General features: G+C 55.3%; 12 protein-coding genes and 1 pseudogene. All 13 read left to right on the plus strand.

What is annotated here, in order from left to right; translation table 11 throughout:
* The first annotated feature begins 20 nt into the window (after positions 1–20).
* The 13 genes and pseudogenes from AB7C87_RS07590 (at position 21) to AB7C87_RS07645 (ending at position 12,741) form a co-directional block, all read left to right on the plus strand.
* On the plus strand, positions 21–1,136 hold the full coding sequence (locus AB7C87_RS07590) for a TraC-like domain-containing protein (protein ID WP_369728826.1): 1,116 nt from the start codon (positions 21–23) through the stop codon (positions 1,134–1,136).
* Positions 1,123–3,315, plus strand: a complete 2,193-nt coding sequence (locus AB7C87_RS07595) for a VirB4 family type IV secretion system protein (RefSeq protein WP_369728827.1) — start codon at positions 1,123–1,125, stop codon at positions 3,313–3,315. Before AB7C87_RS07590 ends, AB7C87_RS07595 begins: the two co-directional genes overlap by 14 nt.
* 754 nt (positions 3,316–4,069) lie before the next feature.
* Positions 4,070–7,690 carry a primase-like DNA-binding domain-containing protein gene (locus tag AB7C87_RS07600; protein ID WP_369728828.1) on the plus strand — a complete coding sequence of 1,207 codons (3,621 nt, stop codon included), beginning with the start codon at positions 4,070–4,072 and terminating at the stop codon, positions 7,688–7,690.
* A 272-nt stretch (positions 7,691–7,962) separates the two neighbouring features.
* On the plus strand, positions 7,963–9,264 hold the full coding sequence (locus AB7C87_RS07605; RefSeq protein WP_369728829.1) for a phage NrS-1 polymerase family protein: 1,302 nt from the start codon (positions 7,963–7,965) through the stop codon (positions 9,262–9,264).
* A 284-nt stretch (positions 9,265–9,548) separates the two neighbouring features.
* On the plus strand, positions 9,549–9,908 hold the full coding sequence (locus AB7C87_RS07610; protein WP_160048251.1) for a MarR family transcriptional regulator: 360 nt from the start codon (positions 9,549–9,551) through the stop codon (positions 9,906–9,908).
* Complete coding sequence (locus AB7C87_RS07615; protein WP_369728830.1) at positions 9,905–10,246, plus strand: PemK-like protein; 342 nt, start codon at positions 9,905–9,907, stop codon at positions 10,244–10,246. The genes AB7C87_RS07610 and AB7C87_RS07615 overlap by 4 nt, the downstream gene beginning before the upstream one ends.
* A gap of 140 nt (positions 10,247–10,386) precedes the next feature.
* The gene (locus AB7C87_RS07620) at positions 10,387–10,653 is read left to right on the plus strand and encodes a DUF8150 family protein (protein ID WP_369728831.1); all 267 of its coding nucleotides are present in this window, start codon (positions 10,387–10,389) and stop codon (positions 10,651–10,653) included.
* A 61-nt stretch (positions 10,654–10,714) separates the two neighbouring features.
* Positions 10,715–10,946 (plus strand): annotated as a pseudogene (locus AB7C87_RS07625) (IS6 family transposase); the annotation flags it as partial.
* An 82-nt stretch (positions 10,947–11,028) separates the two neighbouring features.
* Complete coding sequence (locus AB7C87_RS07630) at positions 11,029–11,301, plus strand: hypothetical protein (RefSeq protein WP_369728832.1); 273 nt, start codon at positions 11,029–11,031, stop codon at positions 11,299–11,301.
* Positions 11,298–11,573 (plus strand): PadR family transcriptional regulator, encoded by a 276-nt coding sequence (locus AB7C87_RS07635; RefSeq protein ID WP_369728833.1) that lies wholly within the window; start codon positions 11,298–11,300, stop codon positions 11,571–11,573. Before AB7C87_RS07630 ends, AB7C87_RS07635 begins: the two co-directional genes overlap by 4 nt.
* Before the next feature lie 92 nt (positions 11,574–11,665).
* Positions 11,666–11,974: a hypothetical protein gene (locus tag AB7C87_RS07640; protein WP_369728834.1), complete on the plus strand. Its 309-nt coding sequence runs from the start codon at positions 11,666–11,668 to the stop codon at positions 11,972–11,974.
* Between the two features lie 214 nt (positions 11,975–12,188).
* Positions 12,189–12,341, plus strand: a complete 153-nt coding sequence (locus tag AB7C87_RS24200; RefSeq protein WP_440590505.1) for a DUF7837 family putative zinc-binding protein — start codon at positions 12,189–12,191, stop codon at positions 12,339–12,341.
* A 172-nt stretch (positions 12,342–12,513) separates the two neighbouring features.
* Positions 12,514–12,741: a hypothetical protein gene (locus AB7C87_RS07645; protein WP_369728835.1), complete on the plus strand. Its 228-nt coding sequence runs from the start codon at positions 12,514–12,516 to the stop codon at positions 12,739–12,741.
* Positions 12,742–12,797: the final 56 nt, after the last annotated feature.

Below are 12,797 nucleotides of genomic sequence, written 5' to 3' on the forward strand. Positions count from 1 at the left end.
GATCCTGGGTACTACTAACCATGGCAGATCGAGAAGCCGCACCTCGCAGAATACTGGATGAACTGGGCGAAGAGAACCGTATCCCGATTGTCAACGTTGACGAGGGCGATGTGTATGTCTTGTTCGGATTTCCGATTACTGGACTGCTCATCGGTGGATTTAGTGGTATCAACGCGTTGGTTTTCCCACTCGTTCTTGCAGGTGTCGTTCTCGGGGTTGCATCCGTGTACGCAAGCCCGTCCCAGTTATCGGCTACAGCGTGGCTCACTGATGTCTTCCGGCATTACTGCAGACGCCCACGAGTAACGTACAACGTCCCAAAATCGGATGAGTCCGACTCCAGCCATTCACATTCGACGAAGAACAACGGTGGGCTGGTCAACTATACGCCCTTCGCACCCGATGAGCGAACACAGGATCTAACCAATATTGAACGAGCGTGGCCCGGTTCAGGTGCCGTTCAGCGCACTGATGGTTCGATGGAAGCCTTCCTCGAGGTCGATCCAGGGAATATGGATTTTGCGATGAGTGGTGATTGGGCCCACGTTCAGAACGTTGGCGCCGAGTTCGCGAACAAAGAACTCGATTATAATCTGAAATTCCACGCGACCACGCGGTCGTTTCCCGCTGAAGGTCTGATCACACAGATCGATGAGCGACTCGAAGATGAGGACGTTTCGGATAATCCAATATTCGAGGAACTGCTCACGGAGTATCGCGAGCAACGCCCTCAGGAACTCGATGGCGCTCAACAGCTTCGGTACTTTATCGGCGTTCAGGTCAATCCGCTCGAGGTCTACAATCGATACCGTGACGAACAATCTCCGGCTGAGAAACTAACTACGCTCCCAGTCATTGGATTCCTGTTCAACCCCTTTGTTACTCGCCGTGAGGATCTAAGCGACGCGGAAGCCCGGGTAAAGATGTTCGACAAACTCGATCGACGGTGTCGGGCTGTCCAGACCGAACTGATCCAGAATGCACCTGGCTGGTCGGCTCGTCGCTTGAGCACAGTCGAACTGTTCGTCCTCGCGATGGACTTCTGGAACGGCGAAGAACACGATTACGACGACGCAAGTACTGCTGTTCGTGAACAACGAGTTCTCAACCACCAGCGGAGGGATGACGATGAGTAGTCCGATCACTGGTAGTGTCGTCTTTGTTGTCGAGCTCGGGCAGCATCTGGCCGCATTCGATCCAACACTCATTGTTGCAGGGCTCATTCTGGGAGCTGTCCTCCTCGGTGTTGGCGTGAAGGTCTATCGGGGTCAAGCGAACAATGGCGAGGAAGAAGTCGACCTCTCGGATGTCCTCGACGAGGAAACGCTCGAGGTCGGTGACGCCGAAGGACAACTCCTCGAGGAAATCCCTGAGCGTCACAAGAGTGCCGTTGCCCCATCAGCGATCACGTGGGAGACTCGAGCCGCACAGGTGGGAGAACAATGGACGTCGACCCTCTACATCGCCGACTATCCCGACTATCCGAAAGATGGGTATCTGAACGAACTGTTCGAACTGACCGATATCGAGTTCGATCTCACCGTCCATATCACGCCGAAGAACCAGCAGAAAGCCCGCGACGAACTCCAACGTGTTGCAGACGATCTTCAGGTTGATGCGGATCTCGAGCAGAGCGTTCGCGGGGCGTACCTGCAGGAACGCGCCACTGAAGCGGTGTCGACGTACAAAGCGGTCGAAAACGGGAGCCGTGTATTCGATCAGGGCATGTTCATCACTGTCCGGTCGGAGTCGAAAGACGACCTCAGAGAAGCTGTCCGGACGATTCGACGCCGGCTTCGCGAGCAACCCGCTGGCCTTACACCGAAGACGGCAATCTGTAAGCAAGATCTCGCACTCCAGGCCGCTGCTCCGATCGGATCGAATCCGTTTGGGCGCGAGGCCATCTCACTCGGTGGCGCAGTCGGCGCGTTACTTGCTTCGCCGCACAATGCGACGATTCTCGAGGACGATGGTGTGGAGTTTGGAACGCACTGGAAGAACGGGAGCCCGGTCGTAATCAATCCGTTCGCGCGTGAAAACGGCTATGCGATGTTCACCATCGGCGACCCCGGATCCGGAAAATCGTTCGGTGCGAAACAGAACTTCATCCGCTCGATCGAACAGAGCGAGGATCGAATTGGGATCATCCTTGAGCCGCTGAATAACTGGGCCGGCGTTGCCGAGGCGCTCGGTGGAACACGCATCACGGTCGGTGGCGACATGGGGCTGAATCCGCTCGAGATCAAACCCACTCCCGAACGGATTCAACGAGCAATGGGGGAGGACGCGAGTCCATACCGAGAAAAACTCGACAGCGTGATGAGCTTCCTCTCGAACTACTTTGCGCTTCGTGGAATCCAACTCGGCGATAAACGAACGACGCTCGAGACGGCCATCGAAGAGGCGTATGCGCGGAAGGGCATTACGGACGACATCGCGACACACGACAACGAGAGCCCGACGATGCGAGACGTCCTCGATATCCTCGAGGAGATGGTGGACAATCCAGAGGGATTCGTCGTTCGAACGGATGAAGAGTCTCGAAAGATCGAATCTGATGCAACGTGGTTGATCGACCAATTGCGATCATTTGCTGAGAGCGGTCGTTACGAAAATCTTGGCCGGTCGACCGAATTTGACCTTCGAGACGAGAAGGTGATCTACCTCGACCTGGCCCAACAGGAAGGCAGTCTCGGAGGCAGCACGAGCCTCATTATGCAGCTGTTGATCACGCTTGTCTACGAGCGAGCGAAGGAGACGGACAAGGAGGTCGTGTTCGTCATCGACGAAGCCCGATACCTGATGCAGGATGCGGCGAGTCTCGAGTATCTCGAGATCGTGTTCCGTCACCACCGCCACCACGACCTCTCGATCCGGATGATCACCCAGACTGTCGACGAGTTCTTCCAGCACACCGAGTCAGAGGCAATCCTCGATCAGTGTGCGATCAAGCAGTTCCACCATCTCGACGGGATGGACCAACACTGGGCCAACGAGTTTGGACTGAACTCGGCACAGATGCGGTTCGTCCAGGATGCTGTCCCTGGAAGTGAAGACATCGGGTATTCGGAAGCACTCGTCGGCGTCGACGGCGACTGGCGCGGTATCGAGGTCCATGCACTCGAGAAAGAGAAGGAGGTGATCGATTTCGACGCCAAAGACCAATCGCGAGTTGAGCTTCCAGGAGTCTCTGAAGGAGATAGAGGACAACCCACAGAAGACAGACGAACAGACGAAACGGATTCCGAAACGCAGCAAGACGCGGGTCACGAGGTGCTAACGTGGACTGACGGGGGTGACTCCTCTGATGAGTGAGTACATTCGAGTAACACCAACCTCTGAGGGACTCCACACCGCAGAGATACCAGCCGCACTCGAGAGCCTGCATAAACTGACGAATCCAGATGCACGAGCGTTGGCTGATCGACTGAATCCGTTTGCTAATACTGCTCCACCGACGTTTGAATTTCTCGCTATCAGCGAAGGGGAAGACGAGCCAGTCGAGTTCTACTACGGTGTCGACCACACAGCGCATCTCGAAACGCTCGAGAAACGGCTCAAGACGATCTACCCGCGAACGTTCGACATCGCTCGATGTGAGGTAAATCTCGAGCGAAAGCTCATCCACCCAGTCGAATACACACAGGACGAGTATCATGAGCGACTCGAGGATGGAAGATTGGTAGCGTCTCGAATGGTCGACGAACGGGCTGATCACGAGCAAGATGGGGGCGAGAGAACTGACGGTGGTCGGTCGACCGACAAGGAACTCGAGTTCGCTAACCTCGAGTCCGAAACTGACGACGCCGGACGTGATGAATCGATCCTCGAGTACACCTCTGACGAGTCTACTGAAGACGGTGATTCGGCGTTCGACGAAAGAACCTCGTCCACTCCAGAGACCGAGACCATCTTCGCTCGACCACCACTCGAGGAGGTCGAACCGATCGGCGTACAGTGGTACGGTCGGGCCGAGCGCAAACGCGACTGGATGACGACGATTAAATCGTTCGCAAACCGAGATCCGGATCCAACCGAGTACGATACCGAACAGCCCCCACTTGCGACGTTGATCGACCATCTCACCGAATTCGAGTATCCGATCGCATTCCAGGTGGTCTGGCAGCGTAAAGCTGGCTGGGTTGCGGACGCAGAGTTGCGGATCGAAGACATTCGAGACGGACGGGACACGTTCAGCCAGCGCTCTATCGGCCTGCTGTTCGAACCCAGTGACGTCGACTCGGAGGAACACCAGCGCCCCATCGGAACCGAAGCCCGGAACCGAATCAACCGGATCGAAGCCAAGCATCCAAAACGGACATTCACCGTCAATGCTCGAGCAGTCGCGCTTCCAACTTGCGATAGTACCGAGGCAAACAATCGCGTCGAAACCCAACTTGACCAACTCGCTCAATCGCTGAACGCCTTAGATGGTCCGTTCTACGAACTTGAGGGACGCCGACTCCGATCGAAGGGTTTCTTGAATCGAACGAAACAGAAACGCGCTCGAACGGCCCTCGACCACGTGCTCGATGGTGAACTGACTACAGGACGAGGGAAATGCCGGCCAGACCTCGTATTAAACGCCGATGAACTCGCGAACCTTACTGTCGTCCCCTCGTCACAGGACCTCACGGTCGAAGGTACCCGAGGGACACGTTCTGAGCAACGCTCTCGGAATCCACTCCCACGGCCACATCCGGATCTGATGGACGAGTTTCGAGAGGGCATGACAATTGGATATGCAATCAATGAGAACGGTGAGCCGGAAGATGAACCGGTCTGTATCCCGCCGTCCTTGCTTCCGACTCACTACGTCCGTGCGGCAACGACCGGCGGCGGAAAGTCGAAATCACTGACCAACGACAAGCTTTCGCTCTACGACCAGACCGACGGGCCGATCATCCTGATTGACGCGAAAGGCGACGGCCTCTGTGAGGACTATATGCGAGCTCACGCTCGCCGATTCGGTGTTGACGATCTCGAGGAGAACGTTCTGCACTTCCCGATTCCAGAGGTACTCCCTGGATTCGCGTTCTTCAACATCGAGCGCCAACTCGAGAATGGTGTCCATCGTATTGACGCGGTCCAGAACAAGGCCGATCACTACGAGGAGATCCTGAAAATGGTGATGGGTGAGGAGCGCTACGAACGAGCAGTCGTTGCGCCAACGCTCATCAAGTATCTCATCAAGACACTCTACGACGACGAGTATGGTCGCGAGAACGGTCGCTACCGTGAGAGTGAGGAGTACTTTGCCCACGACCAACTCGAGTACGTCGTCGACCAGCTCTGGCGTGCTGGACCACCAGAGCCTGAGGAAGGGGCTGCCCCACGCTCGAGTAATCCACAGGTACAACGGCGGCTCGATCGCCAGCTCCAGCTCGATCCAAACACGTTTGCGACCGTAATGGGCGGCGTGAGCAACCGCCTCGACTACATTTCTCAGGACGAGCATCTCCGCCGAGTGTTCAACAACACCGAGCCACAGTTCGACTTCCGTGATGTCCTCGACGATCGGAGGGTCATCCTGTTCGACCTCAGTGGGCTTCGCTATGACTCGGCGAAGGCGATGACGGGCGTGATCCTGACGGAGCTCTACAACGCGCTGAAAGAGCGTGGTGACGATCTTCAGCGGAAGCCGGACGACTACGTGGTCAATCTCCTTATCGACGAGGCTTCGAGTTTGGCCGTCTCTGACGTGATGAACACGCTGTTGGAGAAGGGACGGAGCTTTCGGCTCTCTGTGGGTCTCTCACTTCAGTTCCCCGAACAACTCGACGTCAAGGGCGGCCGTGAGGTCTACCTGAACGTTCTCAACGACGTCGGGAGTCCGATCATCGGCAAGATCGCTGTTGACAACGAGATTGCGAAGGTGATGGCCCACGAGGACATGGATCCTGTCGAGTTCGCCAATCGGATCCGGTCACTTCCACGTGGTGAATGGATTGTTCGCCTCCCGAGTCCGACGTTCGGTGAGACTGGCCCAGAGCCATTCAGCTTGGCACCACTTCCGATTCCACCGGGACATCCAGAGAGTGATGATCCACTGACTGACAGCGAGGAGCAGGCGTTTCAGCACGCACTCGAGCGGATTCACGAGCGAGCGGAGGCCGAGTACGGTACTGTGTCTGAGTCCCCTCCAACGAGTCGGACTCCGGATACTGTTCGCGAGACGTTCGAATTAGCGTCCGAAGACCTCGATATTGCCCTCGCAAACGCAGTTCGTACCATCCAACTCCGACGGGATGCTCGTGAAGAGAACGGATGGGTTCCTGTTCAGCCGGTTGACCAGGTACTTCGAACACAATTCGAGGCCGCCGAGGCGTCACCACCATCGATCGAAGAGCTTGGTGAAATCCGGGATCGTTCTCGATTGCTCGAGGTAACGCTCGATCAGGAACACGGCGAGATCGTTGTTCGATTGACTGGCGAGGGCGAAGCGGTGACCGAACCAGATACGGGTGATGTCCGATCATCGGGAAGTGATCTCCACGATGAGTTGTTGTTCGCCGTCGAGCGGGAACTCTCTCGACAGGGCTTCGATGTCACGGTCTTTACGCAGGATGGAAGCGAGAAACCGGATGGACGAGCGGTTCATCCCGACTGTGAACACATCTTTGATATCGAGGTCGAGTCGACGACGGTCGACAAACCGGTGAAGATCCTTCGAAACTTCCAACGGGCTCAAGATGCTGGTCACGTCCCGTTGTTCGTCGTCGCCTCCTCTGAAGACGGTGATGACGAACTGCAGGCTGCTGCTCGTCTTGAGGATATCCTCTCTTCACCAGTCAACGAACTCGAGTCCGGGGATGTCCGATTATACACGTCTGACTCGCACATCACGTTCGATGGCGGTGCGAACACTCGAGACGGCGTGACCGCAGTTCGGCCAGCGACTGGTGACTCGAGACGCTCTGTGTGGACTCGAGACGGTGGAGAGTATATGTTGAGTGATGGGACGGAAACTGAATGTATGACCGTTTCGTCGTTTGACTCGCTCTCACGAAGTGATGTCCCGGCAGTATATAGCTATGACAGAGCTGCCGATGAGTACGTTGTCTACGAACCCACCGAACGCCATATCTACGAGACCAAATCGGCGTTCAAACAGGAGTGGGTCCCAATTCGAAAGCCGTTTGTCCCCGATACTGTCACTTCACAACTGAATGATGCACTCGAGCCACACGTGATTGCTGTGGTCGAGAGTGATAGTGGCACAATACGGATCTATCGTGATGGGCAACTACGATCTCTCGATGTTCTTGTCGAAGCGGCGGATTCACTGACCGCTGAACGGTCACCCAGTCCCACTAAGCAAGAACAGTCTGATGATTCCGTCTCGACTCCTCGCTCGGACCCTGGATGTGGTCCACCAACTCCTGATCCTTCAGAGACCCTGTCTGAAAGCAACTCATCAAATCGCTCACAGAGCGTGGATTTCGGAAGCTTCGTCGAGGAGTGTCTCAGTGAACAGGAAGACGCCGAAATAGCAAAAGACGAACTCTACAACGCCTACGAAGCATGGGCAGACACACACGGTCACGAGGCATATGCGAAATCCTGGTTCGGCCGGAAATTGAGCGAGCATGTTTCGTATGATGAATATCGCCCAACACGTGATGGCGAGCGTGTACGCCACTATACTGGTATCACACTGTCGTCCTCTGGTCGAACCTTCCTCGAATAAGTTATGGGTGAAACCATCATGTATCGGGTTGATTTTATCTGCAATCATTGCCGTCCAGGCTTCCCGGAGATCGGAAAAATGCCTGGACAGGGATGTCCAGGGAAAAATCGCAAGATGGCGGCTGATGTCCAGGCAAATGCGGGGCGAAAACCGACTAGTACAGAGGGGGGTTGTCCCGTCGGTCCAGGCAGTCTCGAGCGACGAAGCGTTCAACCCCGCGAGTTTTTTCGACTCCTCGAGAGTCGGAGAGTCATCACCGATGGAGGTCGACCATGAGTGATCAGATAGCAGGCGGAATCGATGTCGAAGCAATACCGGATACACTCGCTGAACGAACACAGTGGATTTGCTGGCGAGCAGAGGACCGCGATGGGAAGACAACGAAGGTACCAGTCGATCCAGAGACTGGGAGCTTTGCGTCGACAATGGACGATCAGACGTGGACTACTCTTGAGCAAGCACTCGAGTACGCGGCTACTGGTGCAGCCGATGGGATTGGGTTCGTCTTCACGGCGACGGATCCGTTGGTCGGTGTGGACTTAGATGACTGCCGCGATCCCGAGACAGGCGAGCCACTCGAGCCGGCGCCGTCGATCATCGAGCGGTTGGATTCGTTCACCGAGGTCTCACCGTCGGGAACTGGGTATCACGTGATCCTCGAGGGTGATCTTCCCGATGGGCGGAACCGACATGGCTCGATCGAGATGTACGACCAGGCTCGTTTCTTTACTGTGACTGCAGACCACGTCGACGGAACGCCGACGTCGATCAACGAGCGACAGGAGGCACTCGAGGCGGTTCACGAGGAGTTCGTCGCGTCCGAGGCAAGTGATGCGGCTGACAGCGTCGACGACGATCCACCGAATACGGAGACTCCTGACCAGTCACTCGAACTCGAGGACGAGGAACTCCTCGAGAACGCACGGTCGGCGAGCAACGGGGAGAAGTTCGACCGGTTATGGCGTGGCTCGACTGCTGGATACGAGAGTCAGTCAGAAGCAGATATGGCGTTGTGCTGTTTGCTGGCGTTCTGGACTGGTGGCAACGCCACTCGAGTCGATCACCTCTTTCGTCAGTCAGGGCTGATGCGAGACAAGTGGGATGACATCCATTACAGCGATAGCTCAACATACGGTGAGAAGACGGTCGAGCGGGCAATCTCGAGTACGAACGATGTCTATGGTCCGTCGAACGAGGACACAACAGGTACTACAGAGACGCAACGTGCACAGACGGCAACTGCACAGGGAGCAAGTCGAGATGGATCGTCATCGTCGGCTGAGCGGACTGTGGGCGGAACTGACGGCGCACGGACACCCTATCTTGCCGAGAAGAACCAGCTTTTGAGCGAGCGTGTTGCTGATCTCGAGGCGACGCTCGAGCAGAAAGACGATCGCATTGAGGAACTCGAGGACGAGAACGCAGCGCTTCGAGAAGCACTATCCACTTGTGAAGACCAACTCGAGCGATTCAATCAACAGCCTGCTATCGAAACGGATGGTGATACCGCTTCAGATAATGGCCGAGACTCGATCTGGAACCGTACAAAACGCTTCGTCAGAGACAGGAATTAGGAGATCTATCGCACTCTCACAGGTTTTATCGCCTCCTGTAGGGAGCGGAGAGATTACACATAATCACAACTGTAGAACGTGACGAGTTGCGGGCATCCTTGAACAGCGGGAAGAGACCCTCGAGCAAATTCGTGAGCAGCCTATCGATGACCATTCTATCAGAAGTCGCATGAGACGCTTGTTCCGAAGCGGATGGCTCAGTATACCTGTCTGAACCTTTCTCTCCAACACTGCCGAAACAAACGCACCAAACAACTATGTTCCAACAGTACCAACATCGATCCATGTCGAGCGGCAATATCGGTATCGACGAGTTCGAGAACGCCGACGACGACGCATTCGAGGAGCGAAACAACACCGAGCGGATTGTCTCGTTCCTCGACAAAAACGACGATCGTGCGTGGAAGGCAGCGGTGATCGCTAAGCGCCTCGATCTGGAAGCGGATACCGTCAGTGCAATCCTCTCACGATTGAAAGAGCGTGGCATCGTGCGGCACAAGCGCCCATACTGGGCGATTACAGATGACAAGGAACGGCTCCAATCTGCCTACCGGCTACACCAGTATCACGAGGCCGCAGACGAGCAGTACGGAGCGGAACATCTCGAAGAGCTACAGACCGATGAAATGGAGAACGTGCAGTGACCGCATTCGAAGAACTGGAACGTGGTGACATCGTCTGGGGAACCGACCCGCTCTCGGAGAAAGGACGTCCAATGCTCGTTTTGGGAACACCTCAGTACTCTACCCACGGCTTACAACTCATTACTGCCCTGCTCTCTTCGAAGACCTATCACGAAGAATCGCTTACGCTTAGAGACGGCGACTACGAGGGCGATCCACTTGGGAAACGAAGCCATGTTCTTCCATGGTCACTCGTAACTCTCAACAGTGCTGCAGAAGTAGAATTCTATTTGACTTCGCTCACTGACGAACGTATAGAGGACGTGGTAGCACAAACAATCGACTACATCTCCACTTAAGCAGACTTTGCTCTGAAATCAGTGACACTAAACGCCTTCCGCCAGCACTACCACCTATTTGTTTAAAATCTGTAAAGGTGAATTGAATAGCGGACTTTTAGATGCAATGGTCTCTAAGTATGAGGTAGAAGGGGAATATCATGAGCTCAAACGTCAAGCGGAAAACGGGTAGATTCGATAGACATATCGACCCTGACCGTCTGGCAAAACGGCTTGACGCGATTGACCAGTGGGTAGCGCATATCAATTCGACCCCTGCCCCAGAATGGGGTGCAGAACTGAACAATTTAATCAACTCACAAGTCAGCGGGGCAGAAGCGCTCTCCGAAACTAGAGGGGAAGATTTCCCACAATTTGATCAATTCGATCCAGACGCGATTCGCGAAGCAGGCCAGGCGACTGATTGACCAGCAGGGCACTGTCTGGATGAGAGTTTGAGGAATGAGTAAGTGGTGGCGAGAAGTGGCTATGCAACTCGCCAACCTGCTCAGAGAGAGCTTCGACGTGGACTGTGATGAGGTCTGGGAGAACGAGCACACCCCGACACCCATCAGGGTGTTCGAGATGCGTCTCCATTCGGTGGGACTGTCAATTTGGGAGGTCGTCGCAGTCCTCGAATTATTCGGCACTGACCGTTCTCACGGCGCAATCTGGAACTGGACACACACTTTCAGAGGCACAGAGCAACTCGCCGACGTCCACGAGACGCTTGCGTCTCGCCAACGCCGCGGGACTGACTGTTCGACGAACTCGCGCTTGCGTCGTCTTGGCGTAACCGTAATATGGCGCCAGCCAGTGAGCGGTTCGGTGGCGACGTGGATTTTTCGCTCACCGTTGCGTTCATAATGAGTATCCTCGCGTGCGACCGCTCCCGGTCGCACCAGGAGCGGATCGCGTACATGCTTGTGGAGCGTTTTGCTAGCATTGAGGCCGGCGAAGTGTATCTCGATATCGTCAAGACAGCCATGAACGGAGGAATGTCACAGACTGATAACACTCGGTTTGAGCCGGAAAAGAAGTCAAATACAGGTTCGTTGAAGACTCTTGTAGAATGAACGACCTCACCGGGTTTCAGCGTGATCTGTTGTACGTGATTGCAGGTTCTGATCAGCCATCTGGGCAGGACGTGAAGGATGAGGTTGAGGGGTACTACGAGAGTGAGATCAATCACGGTCGCCTCTATCCAAACCTGGATACGCTCGTCAACAAGGAGTTCACCGAGAAGGGACAACTCGATCGGCGGACAAACTACTACGCCATCACCGATGACGGTGAGGAAGTAATCCAGGAGCGACAGGAGTGGGAAAACCAGTACGTCGATATGTGAGTCGACGCGCATTCAGTCGGAGCGGACGTTCACTGGCTCTGACGGTTGTATCGAAGAAAAGGCTTATACTGGCAGGATAGTCTCGTCGGAGCATGTCCGCTGAGACTACCGACACTCTGCCACATCTCGTTACTATTGTGGGCAGAGATGTCCCTTCGAACTACGAAATTACCGTCGACGGCGAGATTGAACTGGTCGGTGCTGATCCACTCGAGGAAGCCACGGTCGTTACGGACCACGCCGCAGAGGGCGCGGTCGATACCGGAGTGATGCGGTTCCGGTTCTCCGGCCAGATGGCAAACATACACGTTGTCGACTGGAACGGCGTACCGGCACCAGAATCGCCGAGCACACCGGAGGTCCACATCGATTACGGCGTACCCGCCCAAAGCGGGAACTGATGTACACTCGGTCGCTCGACGAAGCGACTGGCGGCGACTAACTCGGGATATGCCAGAGATAGGGACTTTACACTCTAATACCAGAGGTTTCAGTTTCACTGAGGCTGGGTCGAATATATACTGTCCTAGGTTGGATACTGATTGTAGAGGGGGCAGACACACCACACCCTGGCGCAGTCACACGCGCTTCCCCCTCCAAGACCTGCAGTAACTCATGTCCACGACAAATCCTCCATCTCTCGGCACCTGCCCATTCTGCCACGCCGAGATCACGACGATCGACGTGATCCTTGAGTACGAAACAGACTCGGGTTTGGCAGTATACGCCGAGTGTCCCGAGTGTCAAGACGTCGTGAACCCGCAATAACTGTCGTCCCATGCTATTTGAAGAGATGAACCGGTTGCTAGCCCGGACAACTCAGACAGAGACAGCGGTCGTGTACGAGTGCCGGCGCTGTGGAACCACTGTCGATAGTGATACCGAGACCTGTCCAGCATGCGAATCAGACGCAATCGTCGAACACCGGATCTCCTAACATATGCCAGAGGCATACGACCGGATTCTGGATGTTGTGGCGGAGAACCCGGGAGCCACTGTTGAAGAAATCACGGACCTGGCACATGATCGTGGTATCACCGACACAGGTATCTCGGATCTCCTCTCAACAGCTGAGGGTAACGACGATCTTCTCGAGTTTGACGGACGGTACTGGGTAATGCGGACGGGCAAATATCGGTTCCATCGCTACGACCACCCAGAAACCTGACTCCCCTTTCAAGTCTGTGTACCGAGCCGCTATGCGTCAGCGCTGACTGTTGACTG

It is taken from the genome of Natrarchaeobius versutus (assembly GCF_041205745.1).
In the GTDB taxonomy this organism is placed as follows: Archaea; Halobacteriota; Halobacteria; order Halobacteriales; family Natrialbaceae; genus Natrarchaeobius; species Natrarchaeobius versutus.